This is a genomic window from Shewanella zhuhaiensis (assembly GCF_022484835.1).
Taxonomy (GTDB): domain Bacteria; phylum Pseudomonadota; class Gammaproteobacteria; order Enterobacterales; family Shewanellaceae; genus Shewanella; species Shewanella khirikhana.
Genome location: NZ_JAKUDL010000002.1, coordinates 867,188 through 889,386 on the forward strand (window position 1 = coordinate 867,188; position 22,199 = coordinate 889,386).

18 protein-coding genes are annotated in these 22,199 nt (G+C 56.1%); 13 read left to right on the top strand and 5 right to left on the bottom strand.

Features of this window, described 5'->3' with window-relative positions:
* Positions 1–186 precede the first annotated feature (186 nt).
* From hyaA to MJ923_RS09545, 12 genes are all read left to right on the top strand, one after another.
* Positions 187–1,323, top strand: a complete 1,137-nt coding sequence (gene hyaA / locus MJ923_RS09490; protein WP_214508195.1) for a nickel-dependent hydrogenase small subunit — start codon at positions 187–189, stop codon at positions 1,321–1,323.
* A gap of 3 nt (positions 1,324–1,326) precedes the next feature.
* Positions 1,327–3,039 (top strand): nickel-dependent hydrogenase large subunit, encoded by a 1,713-nt coding sequence (gene hyaB, locus MJ923_RS09495; protein ID WP_240590848.1) that lies wholly within the window; start codon positions 1,327–1,329, stop codon positions 3,037–3,039.
* Positions 3,040–3,102: 63 nt separating this feature from the next.
* Positions 3,103–3,783, top strand: a complete 681-nt coding sequence (cybH, locus tag MJ923_RS09500) for a Ni/Fe-hydrogenase, b-type cytochrome subunit (RefSeq protein ID WP_240590895.1) — start codon at positions 3,103–3,105, stop codon at positions 3,781–3,783.
* A gap of 114 nt (positions 3,784–3,897) precedes the next feature.
* The gene (locus tag MJ923_RS09505) at positions 3,898–4,455 is read left to right on the top strand and encodes a HyaD/HybD family hydrogenase maturation endopeptidase (RefSeq protein ID WP_240590849.1); all 558 of its coding nucleotides are present in this window, start codon (positions 3,898–3,900) and stop codon (positions 4,453–4,455) included.
* A complete protein-coding gene (locus MJ923_RS09510) occupies positions 4,443–6,473 on the top strand; it encodes a hypothetical protein (RefSeq protein WP_240590850.1) in 2,031 nt (676 codons plus the stop codon). Before MJ923_RS09505 ends, MJ923_RS09510 begins: the two co-directional genes overlap by 13 nt.
* A 23-nt stretch (positions 6,474–6,496) precedes the next feature.
* Positions 6,497–9,154: a carbamoyltransferase HypF gene (gene hypF / locus MJ923_RS09515; protein ID WP_240590851.1), complete on the top strand. Its 2,658-nt coding sequence runs from the start codon at positions 6,497–6,499 to the stop codon at positions 9,152–9,154.
* 106 nt (positions 9,155–9,260) lie between these two features.
* Positions 9,261–10,139, top strand: coding sequence for a hydrogenase nickel incorporation protein HypB (gene hypB / locus MJ923_RS09520; RefSeq protein WP_240590852.1), 879 nt, complete (start codon positions 9,261–9,263; stop codon positions 10,137–10,139).
* Positions 10,139–10,384, top strand: coding sequence for a HypC/HybG/HupF family hydrogenase formation chaperone (locus MJ923_RS09525; RefSeq protein ID WP_126166837.1), 246 nt, complete (start codon positions 10,139–10,141; stop codon positions 10,382–10,384). Before hypB ends, MJ923_RS09525 begins: the two co-directional genes overlap by 1 nt.
* Entirely contained in the window at positions 10,377–11,558 is a 1,182-nt protein-coding gene (gene hypD, locus MJ923_RS09530) for a hydrogenase formation protein HypD (protein WP_240590853.1), read from the top strand. The genes MJ923_RS09525 and hypD overlap by 8 nt, the downstream gene beginning before the upstream one ends.
* A gap of 26 nt (positions 11,559–11,584) precedes the next feature.
* Positions 11,585–12,589 (top strand): hydrogenase expression/formation protein HypE, encoded by a 1,005-nt coding sequence (gene hypE / locus MJ923_RS09535; RefSeq protein ID WP_240590854.1) that lies wholly within the window; start codon positions 11,585–11,587, stop codon positions 12,587–12,589.
* Positions 12,589–12,939 (top strand): hydrogenase/urease nickel incorporation protein HypA, encoded by a 351-nt coding sequence (hypA, locus tag MJ923_RS09540; protein WP_240590855.1) that lies wholly within the window; start codon positions 12,589–12,591, stop codon positions 12,937–12,939. The genes hypE and hypA overlap by 1 nt, the downstream gene beginning before the upstream one ends.
* Positions 12,940–13,185: 246 nt before the next feature.
* A complete protein-coding gene (locus tag MJ923_RS09545) occupies positions 13,186–14,331 on the top strand; it encodes a GGDEF domain-containing protein (protein WP_240590856.1) in 1,146 nt (381 codons plus the stop codon).
* Between the two features lie 82 nt (positions 14,332–14,413).
* Here MJ923_RS09545 and MJ923_RS09550 read toward each other — a convergent pair whose 3' ends face one another.
* Complete coding sequence (locus tag MJ923_RS09550; protein ID WP_240590857.1) at positions 14,414–16,672, bottom strand: VRR-NUC domain-containing protein; 2,259 nt, start codon at positions 16,670–16,672, stop codon at positions 14,414–14,416.
* A gap of 15 nt (positions 16,673–16,687) precedes the next feature.
* Positions 16,688–16,966, bottom strand: coding sequence for a peptidylprolyl isomerase (locus MJ923_RS09555; RefSeq protein ID WP_126166831.1), 279 nt, complete (start codon positions 16,964–16,966; stop codon positions 16,688–16,690).
* 176 nt (positions 16,967–17,142) lie between these two features.
* Here MJ923_RS09555 and MJ923_RS09560 point away from each other — a divergent pair, with 176 nt between their 5' ends.
* Entirely contained in the window at positions 17,143–17,574 is a 432-nt protein-coding gene (locus MJ923_RS09560; protein ID WP_240590858.1) for a secondary thiamine-phosphate synthase enzyme YjbQ, read from the top strand.
* 157 nt (positions 17,575–17,731) lie between these two features.
* Here the strand turns inward: MJ923_RS09560 and MJ923_RS09565 are convergent, their stop codons facing one another.
* From MJ923_RS09565 to gluP, 3 genes are all read right to left on the bottom strand, one after another.
* Positions 17,732–20,041, bottom strand: coding sequence for a bifunctional diguanylate cyclase/phosphodiesterase (locus MJ923_RS09565; RefSeq protein WP_240590859.1), 2,310 nt, complete (start codon positions 20,039–20,041; stop codon positions 17,732–17,734).
* 81 nt (positions 20,042–20,122) lie between these two features.
* On the bottom strand, positions 20,123–21,337 hold the full coding sequence (locus MJ923_RS09570; RefSeq protein ID WP_240590860.1) for an RsmB/NOP family class I SAM-dependent RNA methyltransferase: 1,215 nt from the start codon (positions 21,335–21,337) through the stop codon (positions 20,123–20,125).
* Between the two features lie 205 nt (positions 21,338–21,542).
* Positions 21,543–22,199, bottom strand: a 657-nt coding sequence (gluP, locus tag MJ923_RS09575; protein ID WP_240590861.1) for a glucose/galactose MFS transporter, incomplete at its 5' end; no start/stop codon positions are given.

Sequence of the window (22,199 nt, forward strand, 5' to 3'; positions counted from 1 at the left end):
CCACCGCCCCAACAAAAATTTGAACCACCTCATGTTACAAAGATGTCACAAGCATGGGCCCGGCGACGTTGGGTAAAAGCTTGACGTGTATCAATATGATGGCGCGCCCCCCTTCCTACACTTTTCCTGAAATGTCGTGCATGCGAAAGGCATGTTTACAACTTAAAAACAAAAAAGGTCGTCACCATGGATACACATGCAGCCCTCTACGAGCAAGGAAAGCAGCGGCTTGAAACCCTGCGCTCCCTGCCAAGGCGCCACGAGGAGACCCTCTTTGACAAGATGGCTCAACATGGCATTACCCGTCGTGATTTTATGAAATGGAGCGCCTCGGTCACCGCCATGCTGGCGCTGCCTCTGCCGTTCTCAAATCTGGTGGCGGAAGCTGCCGAACTGGCCGATCGTGTGCCGCTCATCTGGCTGCACATGGCCGAATGTACCGGCTGCTCTGAATCCCTGGTGCGTGCCGATACCCCAAACCTGGATACGCTGATTTTCGACCACATCAGCCTTGAGTACCACGAGACCCTGATGGCCGCCGCCGGTTGGCAGGCCGAGGAAAACCTTGAACACGCACTGGAAACCTACAAAGGCAACTACCTGCTTGCCGTCGAAGGTGCAGTGCCCACCGCCAATAACGGCGCTTTCTTAACTGTGGGCTGTAAGGGCCACACCGGGCTTGAAATCATCAAGCACGCCGCCGAAGGCGCAGCCGCCATTGTATCTGTGGGTACCTGCGCCTCCTTCGGTGGTGTGCAGGCAGCCTACCCAAACCCCACTGGCGCCAAGGGCATACACGAAGTGGTCAGCAAGCCGGTAATTAACCTCGGTGGTTGCCCGCCCAGCGAGAAAAATATCGTTGGCACCCTGATGTACTTCATCATGTTCGGCAAACTGCCTGCGCTGGATATGTTCAACCGGCCCAAATGGGCTTACGGCGCCCGGGTACACGACAACTGTGAACGCCGCGGCCGCTTCGATGCCGGTGAATTCGTTGAAGAATTTGGCGATCACGGTGCCAAAGAGGGCTACTGCCTCTACAAGGTGGGCTGTAAAGGGCCTTACACCTACAACAACTGCCCCACCGAGCGTTTTAACCACCATACCAGTTGGCCGGTGCTCGCCGGTCACGGCTGTATGGGGTGCTCCGAGCCCAACTTCTGGGACGACATGGCCGACTTTGAGAAGCCACTTGGCCGGCAACTGCTGCATGGGCTTGATGCCACCGCCGACACCATAGGCGCCGTCATTCTCGGTGCCACCGTGGTCGGCATCGGCGCCCACGCCGTTGCCAGTGTATTTGCGCAAGCCAAAGAGGACTAAATCATGAGCCAACGTGTTGTTATCGACCCCATCACCCGCATCGAGGGCCACTTGCGCATCGAAGTCGAAGTAGATGAGAACAATGTCATTCAGAACGCCTGGTCCTCTTCCACTCTGTGGCGCGGCATTGAGGTTATCCTTAAGGGCCGTACCCCGATGGACGTGGGCCTGATTGTGCAGCGTATTTGTGGCGTCTGTACCTATTCCCACTATCGCTGCGGTACCGAAGCGGTGGAAAACGCCCTTGGGGTGAAAATTCCACTCAACGCCAAATACCTGCGTTCATTAATGCAAACCTCGCTCTATATGCACGACCATATAGTGCACTTCTATCACCTCCATGGTCTCGACTGGGTGGATGTGGTCTCTGCGCTCAGTGCCGACCCGGCCAAGGCGGCTCAGGTGGCGCTCAAGTACACAGACAAGCCGATTGCCGCCGGTGAAGGCGAACTTCGCGCTGTTCAAAAGCGGGTAAAGGGCTTTGTGGAAAAAGGCCAGCTCGGCCCCTTCGCCAACGCCTACTGGGGTAACGGCACCTATAAGTTCACCCCAGAGCAGAACCTGATTGCCCTGTCCCACTACCTAAAAGCGCTGGAAGTGCAGCGGGTAGCGGCCGAAATGCTGGCCATTTTCGGTGGTAAGCAGCCTCACCCACAATCTTTGGTGGTGGGCGGCGTGACCTCGGTGCGTGACATGTTAAGCCCTGCCCGTTTGCAGGAGTGGAAGCAAAAACATGCTTATGTCACCGACTTTATCAAGCGTGCCTATCAGGCCGATATCGTGATGGCGGCCGAAGCCTTCGGTACAGAGCCTTCGGTACTTGGCGGCGTGAATGTGAAAAACTTCCTCGCCACCGACGACTTTGTGCTGTCCGGCGGCGAGTACATGTTCAATGGCGGCGTGATCATGAATGGCGATCTCGCTGGTGTGACAGACATCAATCCGGATCTCATTGCCGAGGACGTTACCCACGCCTGGTACAGCGCGGACAAGGCCCAGCACCCCTACGATGGCACCACAGTGCCCAACTATACCGGCTTTGTGGAGCGCGACACAGTGTACGGCAAGCTGCCGACTCTGGATGGTGATGGCAAGTACTCCTGGGTCAAATCCCCTCGCTATAACGGTGAGCCGGTAGAAGTGGGCCCGCTCGCAAGCCTGCTGGTAAGCTACGCCCGTGGCAACAAGGTGGTGGTAGATGCCGTCAATGGTCTGCTTGCCCGCACCGGTCTGCCGGTGGAAGCGCTCTTTACCACCCTTGGGCGCACTGCCGCGCGCATGCTGCAAACCGTGATAGTGGCCGATGAAGGCCTGCGTACCTTCGATGCGCTTCTAACCAACATTCAGTCCGATGAAGCCACCTACGTGAAGCCCGAAATCGATGCCAACAAAGAGTATGTGGGCCATGCGATGATTGAGGCGCCACGGGGAATGCTCAGTCACTGGATCCGCATCAAGGGTGGAAAGGTCGAGAACTATCAGGCGGTGGTGCCTACCACCTGGAACGCCGGTCCCAAGGATGCCAACGGCAAGATTGGCCCCTATGAGGCATCACTGATTGGCCTCAAGCTTGAAGATCCTGCCAAGCCGCTGGAAGTTATCCGCATCATCCACTCCTTCGACCCCTGCATGGCCTGCTCGGTACACGTGATGGACTTCAAGGGCGCAAGCCTGGCTGAGTTCAAGGTGTCACCCAATGGCTCTTCCGGGTATTAGAGAAAGGGAGGCAGTATGAACACGCAAGTCAAAACGCCCCCCGGGGGCGGCACCAAGGCGCACATGCCCCAGCACACAGCGGAGCAGGCGCCAGGCGGATATGAGCGGACCTTTATCTTCACCGCCGCTATCCGCATCTTCCACTGGCTCAGGGCGCTGGCCATCCTGGTGCTGGTAGTGACCGGCTTCTACCTCGCCTGGCCGTTTTTGGTCGCGCCCGAGTCCAGCGATGTACTGGTGCAGGGTTGGGTGCGCTTCGGCCATCTGGTGTTCGGCTTCGTGCTGTGCGCCGTCACCCTCGCCCGCGCTTATTTGTTTTTCTTCAGTAAGCACGACATAGAGCGGCGCTCCATACGCGATGTGCTGAGCATCAAGAGCTGGATAACCCAACTAAAGTCCTACCTCTGGATGGGTAAGCTCAATAAGGCGGGTGTGTACGGGCCACTGCAATTTGTGACCTACTTTGCGATTTCGGTAATTGCCGGCGCAATCTGCATCACAGGGCTGATACTTTATGCCAATGTGTACCATGAAGGCATGGGCGGCATGCTGTGGGGCACGGCAAGCACCCTCACTGCCTGGATGGGTGGCCTTGCCGAAGTGCGGCTGTGGCATCACTACTTTACCTGGGTATTCATTGTGTTTGTGGTTATCCACGTTTACATGGCTGTGTGGACAGGTATTCGCTTCAAACACAACTCGGTAGACTCCATCGTCTCCGGCTACGACTACCATAAGCATTGATGCCGCTTGCGCCATGCCTACTCCAGGGAGGATAAGCATGGCGCTGTTTCTGTACCCTACTTTGTACACACCGCATTTGGTGACGCCCACTGACGGGCTACTGGAGGAGAAAGGATGAAAGTCCTGCTACTCGGCATTGGCAACATACTCTTCGCCGACGAAGGCGTGGGCGTGCATTTTGCCAATTATCTCGCTGAAAATTATCGTTTTACTCACCCACAGCATTCCCTTGATATTCTTGATGGCGGCACCCTGGCTCAGGGCCTTACCCCCATCATCGCCAAATACGACCATCTTCTTGTGTGCGACACAGTCAACGCCCCCGGCGTACTTCCCGGTGAAGTCTATTTCTTCGATTTCGATGCCGCCCCAGCCGAAATCGACTGGCAGGGCAGCGCCCATGAAGTGGAAATGCTGCAAACCCTGACCATGATGGAAATGCTGGGCGACAGGCCCAAAACCTTTGTGCTTGGCGTAACCCCCACAGTGCTTGAACCTATGCATCTGGGGCTGACTGAGGCGCTGCTTGGCGCCATCCCTGTGATGGAAAAGGCGCTGCTAAACCACTTAACCTCCCTCGGATTTGAAGTGGAACGTATTGCCAATAAACCCATCGACAGCCTGTTTCAGGGCGCCATATATCGGGAGGCCGGTAATCCATGTCTTCAATAACCACAGCTCCCGCTGACTCAATTTCAGACGTCCCCCCACGGGAGCCACCCCCAGGGGTTAAGCAGGTTCGATTCGAGTTCGATACCTCACGTCAGGTACCCTTTTACCGGGAAACCCTGCAGCGCCTGACTACAGATAACCATTACCAGGCTCTGGCGCTTAAGGCCGGGGTAAGCAAGCTTGAGCGCGGCTACCGTTATTGGCTTGGCGCGCAGGGCGAGCAGCGCGAGCTTGGCGCCTTTGCCGATACCCTGGCGCAGGCATTTCCGCTGTCGAGTTTTCTGCTGGATGCCCGGGTTTGTGCAGCTGATGATGAGACGAAAGAATCGAAAGAGGCGAAAGAGTTGCTGCAGTCCCAAACGGAAAACTCGCCTACGCTCGATACGCCAAAGCTTGCCTTTTGCGGTCACTGTTACCCGCGCTTTGGCGACAACCAAAGCCCGGATTTTGGCAAACTGGATTGGGTTTGCCCCCACTGCCACGGCGAGCACTATCCGCAGCAAGGCGTTCACGAAAGCGTTCATGAAAACGCTCATAAAAACCTGGCTCCACAGACTATCGGCCTGGATACCCTCAAATCCTTCGCCTTAATGCTGATGGATGGTCAGGCGATACCCCTTGAAGGCGCGCAGTATCAGCTCGGCGGCAATCCGCTCAAAGACAGCCTGATTTGCTGCAACCCCAATAATTTGTCAGCGAGTTTCATTGTCACCGATGCCGAGGTGCTTGCCCTGTCCGGCATCGAAAAACCACGATTACGATTAAGGCCGCAATCGCAGCCAGCGGCCATTCCCGCAGCGCAGCCGGAGGCGGCACCCAGCTACAGAGTGCGCTTTGCCAAAAGCCGCGCAGAACTGGTGCTGTGTGAACTGCTCCGGGTTAAGGGTATCGATTTTGTGTTTGCCAAATCAGGTGATGAAACGAAACCTGAGCTGGATATCTGCCAGTTAAACGGGGTTTGGCATGTGTTATATGAAAATGCGCAAAGGCAATTGCCGTATGCTGCAGTGCTGAGTCCCGTTCTCAGCCCTGCACGTATGCCAGAGCACAGCGGGGGGGCAACGCTGCACGAACTGGCAGAAAGCAATGGCTATATTGCCAAGCTACGTAAGTCAGCGGTTAGCATCGAGATTAAACCCGCCGCGAATAAAGGAAATCGCCTCAGCGCGCCCTCGCTGCTGGCACTGAAGGGGCAGACTCTTTGTCATGGCAAGGCACTCGCCCACCAGGCGAGCCTGTATCTTGGCGGCATAGGGCCACTGGAAATCGCGACAGTCGATGCCCACGGCAAGGAAGAAGTGTTTTTCAGCCAAAGTCCGCTGCCCGACAACGGCTATGACATTTATCGAATCTTAATGGAAAGTCCCCAGCGCACCGTGCTTGAGAAATTCAAGGGGCAGTATCCGCAGGAGTGTCTGGCGATGCTGGACATTTTGTTTGCACCCACTGCTGAGCGGGGCAACCTTCAGAGCCTGTGGGCGGTTGCGGCCTGCATTCTCGGCCTTGGGCTTGGGCGTGAAAAGCCCTCAGTGGCCTTTTTGGCCGACGCGCTCATCAGTGAAGCACAAAAGTTCAGCGGCCAAACGGCGCCGCGCATCGACTATCCGCTGGTCAGAGGCGAGGCGCTGCGCTCGATTAACTGGTGCAAAACTTTGGGTACCTTAATGAGCTTTCGCCTCGCCGGCGACGAAGATAACCCCAAGCTCGCCTTCGCCATGATGGATTCGCTGGCCGATTACCTTGCCAACTGGATTGAGCATCTGGATTTGAATGTCGGGGTGCACAAGGTGTGGCTGAGCGGCAGTGAGCTTGCCAACAGCGTGCTTGTCAAACGGCTGTGGCTGCGGCTTGGGAAGAACTTTGCCATTGAAACCAATCCCGAGCAGGATCTTGACGGCGCCCTCTTTGCCGTCGGCGCGCTGTTTACCGAAACGCCGCGCCGCTTTGGCGCTCTTGGGCGAGAGCTTGCCTGTGAGCCTGCCCGTGAGGCCGCGCTTCAAACAGATAACACACGATAAACAGCAAAGGAAAAAGGATACGCATGGGTGTCGGCATAGCACTGCAAATCACAGGCATAGTGCAGGGGGTGGGCTTTCGCCCCCACGTGTTTCGCTTGGCCCATGAACTTGGGCTTGGCGGCAGTATCCGCAACGACGCAGAAGGCGTGTTTATCCGCTTGAAAGGGTCTCAGTACAAACTCGATGCCTTTATCACAAGCTTAAGGGCCTCACCGCCACCGCTGGCGCGTATCGATGCCTTCGAGATCCTCGCTGATGATGCATTGGATCTCGATGAAAACCACTTTGTTATCGAGCAAAGTAAAGCAGGCGGCGATGCCCAGGTGGTGGTGTCACCCGATAAAAGCATGTGCCCGGAGTGCCTGAAAGACATTCAAAACCCTGCTGACAGACACTACCTTTACCCTTTCACCAATTGCACCAATTGCGGCCCTCGCTTCACCTTGATAAAGGCTTTGCCCTACGATAGAAAGCACACCTCCATGGCGCACTTTGCCATGTGCCCGGAGTGCGAGGCCGAATACAAAAACCCCCTGGACAGGCGCTACCACGCCCAGCCGGTAAGTTGCCCTCGCTGCGGCCCGGGTCTAAGGCTCACGCAGCCCGATGGCAGCCTTATCAGCAATGATAATCTTGAGTGTTTGACTGAGTGTGCCCGCCTTATCAAAGAGGGGGCTATTTTCGCCATCAAGGGGCTTGGTGGTTTTCATCTGGTGTGCGATGCCACCAATACGGCCGCCGTTGAGCGCTTAAGAGAGCGCAAAGTGCGTCCGGCCAAACCGCTGGCGGTGATGGTCAAAGACATAGAGATGGCCAAAAGCCTGGCACTGGGCTCAGAGGAAGAATGGCAGTTGCTGGAGTCCCGCGAGCGGCCCATCGTGGTGATGAGAAAGGCCAGTCGCCAGGCCTCAAATCACAGCAAGATACCTGCAGACACAGCCCCGCCCGGCTTGGCCGATGCCGTTGCACCTGGAATTGATCGCATCGGGCTGTTTTTGCCTTACACGCCGCTGTACGCCTTGCTGCTGGATAAGATAGGCAGGCCGATCGTTGCCACCAGCGCCAATAGAAGCGGCGAGCCAATTATTATCGATAGCGCTGATATCACAGCAAAACTTTCAAGGGTGGTGGATTATATTCTCGACCATAACCGCCCTATCGTCTCGGGCTGTGACGATAGCGTGGTGCAGTACTGCGCCGGGCAGCTGCAGGTACTTCGTATTGCCCGGGGCTATGCCCCCATGGCGCTTCATGCCCAACATGCGCTGCCACATCAGCTGATGGCGGTGGGGCCGCAGCAGAAAAACACCCTGGGCTTCGGCTTAGGTCATAACCTGTTTTTAAGCCCGCACATTGGTGACCTCTTCAGTATCGAGGCAGAAGACTACTTCGTTCGTACCCTGCAAAGCTTTAAGCGGCTCTATGGCGTCAATCCAACCCGGGTGATTGCCGATAGTCACCCTGATTATGCCCCGAGCCGCTTTGCCAGAGACTATGTCGGCAGTGCTTCTTCCATCGAGGCAGGCAGTAGCAGTATCAGTAACACTGGCACTGTCAAAGGAAATAACAGCGGCGCCGGACAGGCGCGGGAGCTTGCCACAGTGCAGCACCACTTCGCCCATGTGCTCTCGGTCATGGCGGTGAATAACACCGCAGGCCCTGTACTTGGGTTCAGTTTCGATGGCACAGGCCTGGGGGATGATGGCAGCCTGTGGGGCGGCGAAGTCATGCTCTGCACCGCCACCGACTATAAGCGCCTCGGCGGCCTGATGCCCTTTGCACTGCCAGGGGGCGATAAAGCAAGCCACGAGCCCTGGCGTCTGGTGATAGCGCTTTTGCACGATAACGTGAGCGCCGAGACCCTCTCAAGCCTCGGGTGCTTATCGCATCTATCTCCTGCCGCCTTAGGCAATCACATCAAGGTTGCGGCCCGTAGCGATGTGCTGAAAAGCTCCTCCATGGGTCGGCTATTTGATGCCGTCGCGGCCCTGCTGGGGCTTTGTAATCAGATTCAGTTTGAGGGTCAGGCCGGTATGCTGCTGGAAGCTGCCGCCGCGCGGGCCAATGCCAATTCAGTAAACGCAAACGAAACGCAAGCAATCACTTTTTCAACAAATACTGCTTCAACAAAGGCTCAAGCCAACAAGGACCGAGTAACCCAGCGGCTGTTTGCAGCCTTTGTGTCGTCGAACGACTGCTCGAATGCTGACGCTTGCCAAGACTCTGGCTGGGACTCTTGCTTAGAGACTGGAGTAGAGACTGGAGTAGAGACTGGAGTAGAGAGTGGCGCAGACAGTGGCGTAAAGATTGACTTAGAGACTCTTCACAGCAAAAACCTAACGCGCTGGAATGGCGCGGCGCTCATGAATGCCATACTGCATGAACTGATGGAATTGACGTTAAGCAAAACCGATGCGGCAGAATTCTCCTCGGCCCGAGACACCCTAGCAGCCGCCTTTATCGACACCATTGCACTGGCTATTGCCGATACCGCCAAATGCTCCCCAGAGCTACCTGTGGTGCTCACAGGCGGCGTGTTTCAAAGCCGCACCCTTGCCAATGTGACTTATGAAAAGCTTATCAAAGCAGGCCATACTGTGCTGCCCTGGGGAGAGGTGCCGGTGAACGATGGTGGCATTGCCCTTGGGCAACTTTGGTACGGCGCTCACATTTTTGCTTAAAAGCTGCGCCAGTTTGACCCAGGCAACCCAAACTCTGATGCAGGTCAAACCGGCGGTTAACAGTTAGTAGCAAAATTGTCAGAAATACCAACAGGAGATCCCTACCATGTGCCAGGACTGCGGCTGCTCTTTGCCACGCTTCGGTATGCAAGCCTCCCAACATACACACAGCACCGCCAAGGCGCCCCATGCGGAGCTAAGTACTAATCTCCATGAAGAGCTCAGCACAAACCCTCAGCTGAGCGATGCCAAAACCTTGTCGGTTATCCATAAAATTCTTGATAAAAACGATGTGGAAGCGGCCCATAATCGGCGCCATTTTGAAGCGCGCAGGATAAGCGCCTTTAATCTGATGAGTAGCCCCGGCAGCGGCAAAACTACCGTGCTTGAGCACCTTTATGAATACACCTCCATCCCCTATGGCGTGATTGAAGGGGATCTTGAGACCTCCAAAGACGCCGACCGCCTGATTGCGAAGGGTATAGACGCGATTCAAATCCAAACCGGCAGCGCCTGCCATCTCGATGCCTTTATGGTGCACGGCGCCCTGCATCGGTTAAACCAGAAAGATGGCAGCATCGCCTTTGTTGAAAACGTCGGTAATTTGGTTTGCCCGGCCAGTTACGATGTGGGCACCCACCGCAGCGTGGTGCTGCTGTCCATCCCCGAAGGCGATGACAAAATTGCCAAGTATCCGGTGATGTTCCGCCGCGCCGATCTGGTGCTTATTACCAAGTGCGATCTGGCACCCTATTTCGACTTTTCCATTGAAGATGCCAAAGCAGCACTGATGGCGCTTAACCCCCACTGCCCAGTGATCGAAATCTCGGTCAAAGATGGCCGCGGCATGCAGGAATTTGCCAACTGGTTGCAGGCCGATCACCAGGCGAGGTTTGATGCCGTGGAAGCAACGCAGTTCTCCGCAGCAGCTTCTGCATCTGCTGCATCGGCTGCAACTTCAACTCATACCGCGGAGGAATGCTGATGTGCCTCTCAGTCCCTTCTGAGGTGGTTGCCCTGCACCCGGATGAGCAGGCTATCACGGTCGATACCCTGGGCGTTCGCCGTAAAGTGAGCCGCCATCTTCTCAGTGATGATATCCAGATTGGCGATTATGTGCTTATTCATATCGGCTTTGCGATGAATAAAATTGATAAAGAGGATGCACTGGAGAGTCTCAAGCTTTATCGGGAGATTGCCGCAAAGCTGGAGGCTGAAAATCATGTCTGAGCCAGGCAAAAACTCAACCACCAATGAAACTGACTCACTTCCATTAAGGACCCTTTACGCGGGTTTCAGGGACGCCGCCACCATCAAGGCGCTGGCGTCCAGCATCAATGAAGCGGCCCAAAAGCTCAGTGAGCCTTTGTATATTATGGAAGTGTGCGGCGGCCATACCCACACCATCATGAAATATGGCCTGCTGGGGCTGATGCCTGAAAATGTGCGCTTTATCCATGGCCCGGGTTGCCCGGTCTGCGTGATGCCAAAAGAGCGTATCGATCAGGCCATTGCCCTTGCCAGCTTCGATGGCGTTATTCTGCTTACCCTCGGCGACATGATACGGGTGCCGGGCTCCAAAGGCAGCCTTGCCCATGCCCGCGCCAATGGCGCCGATGTGCGCCCTTTGTACGACCCGCTGGATGCCCTTGCCGTCGCCCGGGATAACCCGGATAAACAGGTGGTGTTTTTTGCCATCGGCTTTGAAACCTCCACCCCGATGACAGCTGTGCTTATCAAAGAGGCCGAAGCACAGGGCCTGGATAATTTACTCTTTCATATCAACCATGTGCTGGTGCCACCGGCCATCGATGCGGTGATGGCCGAGCCTGCCACCAAGGTCAATGCCTTTATTGGCCCGGCCCATGTCAGCGTAATAAGCGGCGCCAAAATCTATCGGCGCGCCGCCAGGGTGCATGGCACCCCCGTGGTGGTCAGCGGCTTTGAGCCGGTGGATGTGATGGAGTCCATCCTGAGGCTTGTTCAGCTTAAACTTCGCGCTGACGCTTCGGCACAGGCGCAAGTTGATATCCAGTACAGCCGCGCAGTCACCGAAGAAGGTAACCTCGCCGCTCAGGCACTGGTGGATGAGTACCTTGAGGTGCGGGACAGCTTTCGTTGGCGCGGCCTTGGCCCCATCCCCCGCTCGGCACTGAAGCTCAAGGACAGCTTTGCCCACCGCGATGCCGAACAAGCCTTTGCCGGACGTTTGCCGGTACAGCAAATCGATGACCACAAAGCCTGCCAGTGCGGCGATATCCTGCGCGGCCTTGCCAACCCCATGGATTGCAAAGTGTTTGGCCGGGGCTGCACCCCGCAAACACCCCTTGGCAGCTGCATGGTGAGCTCGGAAGGCGCCTGCAACGCCTACTACCGCTATCAGGGCTTAACGGAAACGGCCTGAGTAGCAGGCAAAAGAAGGAATTACCGATGTCAGTCAAGCACATACAACTCGCTCATGGTGGCGGCGGCCTTGAAATGAACAAGCTCATTCGCGAGCTGTTTTTTAATGCTTTTGATAATGCCATCCTTCGAAATGAGGAAGACGCCGCGCTGTTGAATCTTTGCGGCCCCACCGCCTTCACCACCGACTCCTTTACTGTATCGCCGCTGTTTTTTGCCGGCGGCAACATCGGCAAACTCGCCATCGCCGGCACAGTGAACGATTTGGCCATGATGGGCGCCGAGCCCCAGTACTTAAGCCTCGGGGTGATTATTGAAGAAGGCTTTGCCCTGGATGACTTAAAGACCATAGTGCACAGCATGGCTGAAGAGCTTAAAAAATGTGGCGCTAAAATCGTTTGCGGCGACACCAAGGTGGTGCCCAAAGGCTGCGCCGATGGGCTGTTTTTGAACACCAGCGGCGTTGGCCGCATCATACGCCCGGGCATTTCGGCAAAGGCCCTTAAAAGCGGCGATGCCATTATTGTCTCCGGCGATATCGGTCGCCACGGCGCCGCCATTCTGATGGCACGGGAAGGCCTGGAGCTCGAATCCAGCCTTGAAAGCGACTGCGCGACCTTGTGGGGCGCTGTCGAGCAATTACTGGTGCACCCTTTTGACATTCATGCCATGCGCGATGCCACCCGCGGCGGCCTTAGCGCTGTGCTGAACGAGTGGGCGGTAGCCTCAGGCGTTAACATTCAGCTTGATGAAGCGGCGGTGCCTGTATCCGATGAAGTGCGCGGTCTTTGCGAGCTTTATGGCTTTGAGCCGCTGGATTTGGCCAACGAAGGCACTTTTGTGCTGGCCCTGCCAAAGGCGCAGGCTGAAGGCGCCCTTGAAGTGCTTAAACGCTTTGGCCATTGCGAGCAGGCCGCCATCGTTGGTGAAGTAGTTGCAGCGCCAGCCGGTAAGGTGATTCTAAATACCGCCTGGGGCAGCAGCCGCTACCTGGATTTGCCCGCCGGTGAGCTTTTGCCAAGGATTTGCTGATGCACGAATTCTCCATCGTTCAGGCACTGATTGAAAGCTGCGAGAACCACGCCCAAAGTCAGCAGGCGAGCGCCATCAGCCGGGTGAAAATCCGCATTGGCGCGCTTTCTGGCGTTGAGCCAAGCCTGCTTGCCACCGCGTTCGACACCTTTAAGCTCGAAGGTATGTGCCGTGAGGCCGTGCTTGAGATGGAGATAGAGCCCTTGATGCTAAGCTGCAACGAGTGCGGCTTTGAGGGTGAGGCCAACGGCCTCAGTGTGCTCTGCCCGCACTGCCACAGCCCCTTTACCCGGGTCACCGGCGGCGAAGAGATGCTGCTGTTGCAGCTAGAGCTTGAGGGCAATACTTGAGGGAATGCCTGTCTGACGGTCTTACTGTCTTACTGCCTTGGAAACGAGCTGCCTGATACCTTTGCATCTTTGCACAGCCCGTCAGATCTTTGCGGTATCAGTCTGACTGCGCTGTCACCCAACCGTTTATGCCATCCCCTTGCTGCAAAGTGGCTTTTATTTAGTCATTCATTCTGAAAAAGGGAAGATCTTAGGGTCAGACTTTTGTATATTGCCTGTGAGAGTACTGTTAAGGATGTACCAAACTTGCATCGAGTCAGGCATATTCCCAAACCCGCGGCGCTGCTGTTTCACATAGTCGCCATGCTGACCCTGCTGCTTTATGGCAGCTATCGGCTCTATCTTGGCGACTGGATGCTGGTGGCCATTTATGGCCTGTCACTGCTGCCTCTGGGATTGTCCTTCTCCAAAGAGCTTAAGAGCGTATCCAGCCCATTCAACCGGCGGGTCACGCTGCTGATGGTTTCTATCGGTATTGCTGCCACCAGCCTGGAAATCGGCTACGCCGGGCTGATTTTTATCTTCCCAACTGTGTTTATTTACTTCTTTTTGTTTCCCATCACCGAAGCCTTTGTGCTGTCGATGCTGTTTGGCGCGCTGACACTGGCCTGCGGCGCTCAAATTGAGCCGGTCGATGTGATTGTCCGCTTTGCCGTGGCTGGCGTGAATTGTGTGATTTTCGGCGCCGTGTTTGCCTATATTGTTTCCAACCAGCGCAATGCGCTGGTGACCATGGCGGTAACCGATACCCTCACAGGGCTATTCAATCGCAAAAAGCTGACCGGCGATCTGGAGGAAATGACGCTTGGGCCCGGGGCGGCCTTAATGCTGATTGATGTTGACCACTTTAAACGTATCAACGATGAAGCAGGCCATCAGGAAGGCGATCGGGTGCTGGCTGAGATGGGGCGACTGATCCGCGCCAGTATGCCAGCCAATGCCCTTGCCTACCGCTTCGGCGGCGAAGAGTTTTTGCTGCTGTTTCCCGACCCTCTGCTTGCCCAGGCCACCTGTCAAAAGCTACAAATCGGCCTTAAGCGGCTCACGCTCCCCGATTGCCTTCAGTGCAAGGTGCCCCCTGTCCAACACCCGCCAAGACAGGCTGCTAACGATGAAGCCGAAAGCGACCTTATAGCCCAAAAACAAAGTGTTACCTGCTCTATGGGGCTGGCATTCAAGGAGCCTGCAGAAGACATTGAATCCTGGCTTAAACGGGCCGATGCGGCGCTATATCGCGCCAAAGATGAAGGCCGTAACCGATTGTGCCTGGCCGAAAGCAGCGTGACCGATAAACCCTTTGCGCCTGAGCCTTCAGCGCCTGAGCCTTCAACGGCTGCCATTGCCTCTGGGCTGGAGCCTGCGCTTGGCGCCGACAGAGTCCAGTCCCGCTAAGGGGATTTACTCTCTTTACTCTCCCCGCTCGCGTTATGGGAAGGGGATTGAGCCAAGCATAAATTAATCCACAAAACCGGCTTTATTCCAGATAGTTAACGTACAACACCTTGGCAGGCGTACCGTTTTCATTCAGCCACTTAAGCCAATCTGTTTGATGGGGAGCCAGTCTGTCGCCGGGCCCTTTGACCTCGACAAACTTAAGCTCGCCATGGTCGATAAGTAACAAATCCGGCCAGCCACTGCGCCGCTCTTTGGGCGAAACCAGCATATGCTCGATTAAACTCGCAAGCCAGGCACCCAGATGTGGCTCGTTTGGCGCACGTTGCTCAGATGCTTCAGCACTGCCGGTTTTGGCTTGGTCTTGGTCTTGCTCTTGGTCATGGAGAAGCACTGGAGCCTGAGCATTAGTTGAAGCTTCGCATTTGGTTTCACATTTGCGTTCGAACCTGGCGTTTGCTCTGGTGCCCTTTAACAACGGCATCAATTGCTGCCAGAATGCCTCGGTCCACAGCGCCCAATTGACCCAGTCGTTAGCAATCCCCCGCTTTTCCATTAAATGGCGCTCAAGGATACTGAAATCACCGCCGCGAATAACATCGAGCCTGGCTTTCAGCGCGGCTTGCCGCGGCGCACTGAAGTCACCGCGATACATATCGGCAGGTGCCGTTTGAAATGGATGATCGAACACCGCTTTTACCGTCATGAATATGATGTCCCACAGCGCAAGTCCGAAAAGCCCACAGCTGAAGCCATTCTCTACATGCCATGCCGCAGTGCCCTGCCCTTGATAGTAGCGCACGCAGCGCGCTTCCACGGTTTGCTGCGCGCCTTCAACATCATCATCAAAATCGCCATCTTGGCTTGGATCTGCTTTGGAACAGAAAGCATCGGCAATCTGCAAACCAAGTTGCTCACTCGGCGGCACATAGCTTGGTGGCGCCTGCCAGGGCCTGTCCGCTTTTTTGGCAAGCCTTGGCAGCATTTTCAGGCTGACCCGGTACTCATCATCGTTCAGCGGACTATGAAAAAGCGCACTCGCCGCGCTGAAGGCCGCCTCATAGTTTGCCAGCGCCTCAAGACAACGGACGGCGCGCTCCCTGGCTGGCGCCAGCATCAAACCTTGATAGAGACTCAGTGCCTTATCGGTTTGGCCTCGGCGCTCAAATTCGCGCCCCAACTGGCAGCGAATGCGCCCAAGCCGCCTTGCACTGTGGGACATCTCCAGCAAATTGTCGCCCCCAAGGACTTCCAGTTGCTTGAGCGTTTTATAAAGCTGCTCCAGCGACTCGTCATCCAGCGCTTTGGCCGCATCCAGTTCACGGCCAATGTCGGCGCAGCCAAGCGCAATCTCGATTTCTACCCGGCTATCGAAACGGCGATGCTCGGCATCGAGCAAGTAGGCTTCGTAGCGCCTGTGACCAAGCTCTGCAACCACAAACTCACTGAAGTCCTGCCAACTGTTTCCGAAATAGAGCAGCTTCAAGGTGCGAAAGTGCCGCGCTGCATCGACTTCAATCACATCCCCGGCAATCAGCTCCCAAATCGCAGACCAGAGCTCAAGCTCAGTCGCAATGGCGCAAAGCGCTGACTTTGTGAGGGATTTTGACAAGGGCGTTGACAGGGACTGTGAGCGGGGTTTTGGGATGGCTTTCGACTTTGCTCCCGGCGCAGGCTCCCTTGTGCGAACCGCTACACCTTCGAAAGCAGAAGTCAGGGCAGCGCTTGCATCAGCGCTAAGAAGGTCCGTCAGCACTGCATATAGCTCTGCTTTGGTCACAAGCGAGGTCACAAGCGAGGTCACATGCGAGGTGTTCAGGGCTGACAAAGTGCCTGTATCATATTCGGTATTCAGCCCAGCGCTTGCGTCACTTGCAGCACAGGCTGAACGGGTGTCCGCGCCATAAGACTCAGTGTCAGCGGCATATACAGGGTGTGAAGGCTCATGAGCTGCGGCTTGCCGCTCTTTTGCTGAGTCGAGTGGCTGGCTCACCAACCCCATGGCTTTCAGTTGATGGATGGCATCATCAATATCGCCGATATCCCCATAACTTAGCTTACTCACCCGAAAGCAGCTGCCGCGGCGGCTGATGAGCCGTACCAGTAGCCGTTTGGCATCGTCTGTGATGGGCGCAGCAGAGTTGATGTGAGCTGGGTTTGGATTGCCCTTTGGGGGAGCTGGCGACTTATCATCAGGGCCGCAGGTAGAGGCTGAAGGATTACCACAAGCGAGCAGCACAAGCTCGCCGGGGCTTAACAGATCCCGATAACGCGCCACCGACTGACACAGAAGGTCAAAGTGGCGCAGGAAGTAATCGGGATCGTCCAGAGTCGCGGCCAAGACGTTATTCGCGCCTCAGTTGCGATAGATGGTTTGGATAAGATGGAAGCCAAACCGGGTTTTCACCGGACCATGAACTTCGAGTACCGGCTTTTTAAACACCACATCATCGAAGGCTTTGACCATCTGGCCTGGGCCAAACTCACCCAAATCGCCGCTGCGACGCTTGGATGGGCACAGTGAATACTGCTTGGCAAGCTTGCCAAAGTCTTCACCTTTATCGATACGGGCCTTGAGTTTTTCCGCTTCTTCGCGGGTTTTCACCAAAATATGGCGGGCACAGGCACGGGCCATGGGAGTCTCCTGAAATCACTGATGGCGCTATTTTACCTTAAAGCGGTCGCCCAGTTCACCTTGGCATTTGCAAAGGCTTGCAAGCCCTCAATCCCTTCCCTACACTGCCGCAACACCGACGGACAGGCGCGTGAGCATAGTCACCCAAACGCTCATGGCCGCTTTGAGGAGAGCTTATGTGGTATCAAAAAACTTTGGTGCTCGCGGCAAGGCCGCGGGGATTCCATCTTATAACCGATGATATTGAGCGGGCATTGCCTGAACTTGCGACGCTTAAAACCGGCCTGCTGCATTTGCAGCTTCTGCATACCTCGGCATCGCTCACCTTAAATGAAAACGCCGATCCTACCGTGCGTCAGGACTTTGAGAATTTCTTTAACCGCACAGTGAAAGAAAACGAGCCCTGGTACCGCCACGATTATGAAGGCCCTGATGATATGCCGGCGCATCTCAAATCGAGCCTGCTTGGCACCAGCCTGATGCTGCCCATCAGCGACGGCCGCCTGGCGTTGGGTACCTGGCAAGGGATTTATCTGGGTGAGCACAGAGACCATGGTGGCAAACGTAAAATCATCGCCACTATTCAAGGCACTGAATCAGGGCTCTGAATCAAGGCACTGGCTCAGGACACTGAATACCTTCCGCCTCGTTGGGGATTTCATTGAACAGGTCTGCGGTGGAAACGGAACTTAACGCCCCCGGAAACGCTGCGTCTTGCGAATGACGCTTTGTTCGCAAGTTGAGTGAGTCAGGGATATTAGCGGCCTAGCCGCAGGCCTTGATGCCTTTTGCCTGAGAGTCGACTCCGGCGTCAGCTGGCCCCTGCTTTTTCAGCAGTTCCAACAGTGCCGATGGAGGCATGGGCTTATGGAAATAAAACCCCTGCACCTTCTCAACCTGCTGCGACTTAAGGAAACTAAGCTGTGGCTCAGTTTCCACCCCTTCGGCCACCAAACACAGATCCAATGCCTGGCTCATTTGAATAATGGCCTGCACCAGCGCCCTACCTTTGCCGCCGTTTGCAGCGCCGGAATGCGGTTCTGCATCGCTGCCAAGGCTGCACAGGGTGCTTAAAAAGGATTTATCGAGCTTGATACAGTCGACCGGGAAGTTGGCCAGATACGACAGCGACGAATAACCGGTACCAAAATCATCAATGGCAATCCAGGCGCCCTGCTGACGCAGGCCTGTTAAGGTTTCCACCAACTGGGCGTTTTTATCGAGCAGCAAAGACTCGGTGATCTCAAGGATTAAGCCATCGAGCGGCTTGGCGTGTGCGGGGGGGGCGTGAGTTGCCTGGCCTTGGCTGGTTTGCGCATTCTGCGGTTCAGATACGGCCTCAGACAAGCCTTCAACAAAGCGTTGCTGCAATGGTGTCGACCAAAGCTCAAAACTGGAGACATTGACCGAAATCTTGATCGGCAAACCCATCTCACCCAGGCGGCGAATAAGCGCCAGCGCCTGGCTTCGAACCCAGCTGTCCAGCTCCACAATCAGCCCTGAGCTTTCTGCCAGTGGGATAAACTCCATCGGCGAAATCATTTCACCTTCGTGCTCCCAGCGCAGTAAGGCTTCAGCGGCAACGATTCTGTGCTGCTCCATCTCCACAATGGGCTGATACACCAGGGTCAGCGCCTCTTTGGCCACCGCTTCTTTGAGCGCGCCGGCAAGCCGTGCCTCACGGTTGGCATCCTGCTGCATCCTGGGAGTAAAGTCGCGCCAGGTGTTACGCCCGGCGGCCTTGGCACTGTACATCGCCTGATCAGCACCGGACAGCAGCTGCTCAAGTTGCAGCCCGTCTTCCGGGTAGCGGGTCAGCCCAAGGCTGATGCCGCTGTAGAGCCGACACCCCTTTATATCAAAAGGCATGGCCATGGAGTCCACCAGACGCTGCGCCACGCTGTGGCCGACATCGAGCGGCGCTTGGGGCAGATACAGGGCAAATTCATCCCCGCCGAGGCGGGATAAAATCGCGCTTTCGGGCAATAAGGCCTCAAGCCTGCGTGCCACGGCTTTGAGCAATTCATCGCCGGTATCGTGGCCAAGGCTATCGTTCACCTGCTTGAATCTGTCCACATCCATCAGCATCAGGGTAAAGCCTTCACTGCGCTCACAGGCCTTATTCAGGCAAGAAAACAACTGAAAGCGATTGGCAAGGCCGGTAAGCGCGTCAAAATTGGCCTGATATTCAATTACATTGGCGGCGGCTTTACGTTCCGACACATCCGTGAGCAGCCAGCCGTAGATGGCGCCTTCCCCCTGGGGATCGTCGATGGGAGTCGCCTGCAGCTCAAGCTGCCTGCGATCGCCACCCTGGACCTCGGCTTCAAACTCGCCGCTGAAGCTGCAGCCCGATGCCAGCGCCTCACGCAGGGCAACCAGCCCGCCAGGCTGCGCGGCGCAAAGCAGCGCTTCTGGGTCGAAATGGGAAAGATTGGCAAACCAGGCGCTAAAGCCCGGATTTTTATACAGGATCTGGGCGCGATCGTCGGTGATCACAAAGGCCATCGGCATGCTGTTGAATACCATTTCAACCAGCTTGAGATAGCGCTGATCGCGACTGCGCTCAATCGCCAGCGCGGCGAGTTTGCCGGCCTGGGAGATAAATTGCAGCTCGTTTTCGGTGGGACTTTTAATGCTGTCGTGATAAAGCGCGAAGGTGCCTATCACCTTGCCGGAGACAGACTTTATCGGTTCAGACCAACAGGATTTAAGCCCTGCAGCCAAGGGTAAGGCGTTGTAGGGCAGCCAGTATTCGTGGGTGGAGATATCGCTCACCACCACCCGCTCACCAAGATAGGCCGCAGTGCCGCAGGAGCCAACGCCCATGCCGATTTCTACACCGTGGACGATACGATTGAACTCGGCGGGCAAATGGGGGGCGGCGCCATTGAGCAGCCGCTTACCGTCTTCACTGAGCAGTAAAACAGACGCTACTGTGCCCTGGGTCTGGGATTCAATCAGGGCAGTCAGCGCATGAAGAACCTCGGATAAAGGCCGGTGCTCGAGAACCATGGCCAAAATGCTGCCATATCCCAAGACTTCAAATCCGCGATCTTCCATTTCCCGGCCCATGCCCAACTCCGACGCCCGTCACTACATTCTGTATACAAACTGATTAAGCGAATTTCAACCCAAACGCCGGTCTAAGTGTGCTTACTCGGCGATCCGCTCGAGTCTGGCAAGGTAAAAGCCGTCAAAGCCGGAGTTGGCCGGGGTGATGTTTTCATCATCCAGCAAACGGAAGTTGGGATTGGCGGCCAAAAATGCATCCACCTGACCGCGGTTTTCACAGGGCATGATGGAGCACGTGGCGTATACCAGCATGCCGCCCACCTTTACCATACGGCTGTAGCTGCCAAGAATGTGGGCCTGCAGCTCCATCAATACCGGCAGCCGCTCTTCGGTGTCGCGCCACTTGGCATCGGGATTGCGCTTAAGTACCCCAAGGCCTGAGCAAGGCACGTCCAGCAGTACCCTGTCGGCAGACAGCTTAAGACGTTTGATGGTCTTGGAGCCGGCAATCAGGCGGGTTTCCACGTTGTGGGCAGCGGCGCGGCGGGCACGCTCTTTGAGGTTATCGAGCTTCCACTGCTCCACATCCATGGCAAGCAGCCTGCCCTTGCCAGCCATCATGGCGGCAAGGTGCAAAGTTTTACCACCGGCACCGGCGCAGGCGTCAATCACCCGCATTCCAGGTTTAACGTCCAGCGCTGCGGCCACCTTTTGCGACCCGGCGTCCTGCTGCTCAAACCAGCCATCGGCAAAGGACTGAGTGCGAAACAGCGCCGAGTCCGAGGTCACTTCAAGTGCACTGTCAACTCCCGCAACAGGCTCGGTGCTCACGCCTTCGCCTGCCAGACGGCTCGCCAGGGCATCGCGATCGCACTTGAGTAAGTTGGTTCTGAGGTAACGTTTTGGCGCCGCTTTCAGTGCTGCTCGCTCGGCGGCCCAGGCGTCGCCAAGCTCACGTTCGCCAAGTTTATCCAGCCAGTCAGGGCAGCCGTCCCAAAGCGCGCTTTGGGTCTTGGCATGGCTTAGGCGCTCATTAAAGCCGTTCTCATCCACCGCCAGTGAGTATTGAAGTTTGGGCGTTGGCAAGCCATGAAACAGGTGCCAGGCGTTGATAAGCCGCGAACCTTCACGCTCAATGCGTCCGGGTTCGACGTCGGCCAAATAGCAATAAAGATTCAGGCGGCGCAGCAAGTCGCCGGTTACAGTGGCGATGCGCGCCTGCTCTTCGCTGGCAAGTTTTAAACCGGAGAAATGGCGTGAATAGGCCCTGTCCAGGGGCGATCCCCCATTGAGCACCAAATCGAGGATCCCGAGAACAAGCTCGGTGGAAGACGGAGATAAAGGCGATTTGAGCATAGGGGCAATTCCAGAGAAGAAAAAACCGCGAGATCATAGGAGTTATTGGCAGCGCAGGCAAGGAAGCTTAAGCATTAAACGCCGATTGCCCATGAAAAAGTTGGCCACTTTCAGCCAGCGCAGAGTTTAAGCCGCCACTCCTTCATGAAAAAGCGCACCCGGGGTGCGCTTTTGGTTAGGCTTGATGCCAGCTTTAAAGCAAGGCTTAACCGGCTTTTACCTCTGAGCCCTTAAGGCCATAAAACAGGATATAGGCATAGCACAGTACCGGCAGCAGGAAGGACACCGACAGCCCCGCCGCATCGGCAATCAGCCCCTGCGCCAGTGGCACTATTGCGCCGCCGACGATGGCCAGACACAGGATACCGCTGCCCTGAGCCGTTGCCGGGCCTAAGTTTTTCAGCGCCAGACTGAAAATAGTCGGGAACATAATGGAGTTAAACAGCCCCACCGCCAGAATCGCCCACATGGCCACGGCGCCTTCACTCATCACAGCGACCACCACCAGCAGCGCGGCCATAAAGGCATTGAATCCCAGCACCTTACCCGCCGCTACTTTTTGCATTACCGCCGCGCCGATAAAGCGGCCAACCATGGCGCCGCCCCAGTAAAAGGCAATGTAGTGCGCAGCCTCGGCTTCTTCCATCGCCGCCACATGGGGCTGACCGAGGAAGTTCACCAGCAAACTGCCTATGGCCACTTCGCCGCCCACGTAGACAAAAATTCCGATGGCGCCCAGCAGCAGATGACGATGGCTTAACGCCGAGACCGGTTTTGGCGCGTCACCCTCCAGAGTTTCATCTTCCTGGCCCTGAATATGGGGCAGCTTAAGCAGTGCAAACACCAGCGCCAGTACCACCAG

Coding starts and splice junctions, on each gene's coding strand:
- hypF (WP_240590851.1), top strand. CDS start 6,497: ATGGGTGTCGGCATAGCACTGCAAATCACAGGCATAGTGCAGGGGGTG.
- hyaB (WP_240590848.1), top strand. CDS start 1,327: ATGAGCCAACGTGTTGTTATCGACCCCATCACCCGCATCGAGGGCCAC.
- hypA (WP_240590855.1), top strand. CDS start 12,589: ATGCACGAATTCTCCATCGTTCAGGCACTGATTGAAAGCTGCGAGAAC.
- MJ923_RS09510 (WP_240590850.1), top strand. CDS start 4,443: ATGTCTTCAATAACCACAGCTCCCGCTGACTCAATTTCAGACGTCCCC.
- MJ923_RS09505 (WP_240590849.1), top strand. CDS start 3,898: ATGAAAGTCCTGCTACTCGGCATTGGCAACATACTCTTCGCCGACGAA.
- hyaA (WP_214508195.1), top strand. CDS start 187: ATGGATACACATGCAGCCCTCTACGAGCAAGGAAAGCAGCGGCTTGAA.
- hypE (WP_240590854.1), top strand. CDS start 11,585: ATGTCAGTCAAGCACATACAACTCGCTCATGGTGGCGGCGGCCTTGAA.
- hypD (WP_240590853.1), top strand. CDS start 10,377: ATGTCTGAGCCAGGCAAAAACTCAACCACCAATGAAACTGACTCACTT.
- MJ923_RS09555 (WP_126166831.1), bottom strand. CDS start 16,966: ATGGCCCGTGCCTGTGCCCGCCATATTTTGGTGAAAACCCGCGAAGAA.
- MJ923_RS09570 (WP_240590860.1), bottom strand. CDS start 21,337: ATGCTCAAATCGCCTTTATCTCCGTCTTCCACCGAGCTTGTTCTCGGG.
- MJ923_RS09560 (WP_240590858.1), top strand. CDS start 17,143: ATGTGGTATCAAAAAACTTTGGTGCTCGCGGCAAGGCCGCGGGGATTC.
- cybH (WP_240590895.1), top strand. CDS start 3,103: ATGCCCCAGCACACAGCGGAGCAGGCGCCAGGCGGATATGAGCGGACC.
- MJ923_RS09565 (WP_240590859.1), bottom strand. CDS start 20,041: ATGGGCCGGGAAATGGAAGATCGCGGATTTGAAGTCTTGGGATATGGC.
- MJ923_RS09525 (WP_126166837.1), top strand. CDS start 10,139: ATGTGCCTCTCAGTCCCTTCTGAGGTGGTTGCCCTGCACCCGGATGAG.
- hypB (WP_240590852.1), top strand. CDS start 9,261: ATGTGCCAGGACTGCGGCTGCTCTTTGCCACGCTTCGGTATGCAAGCC.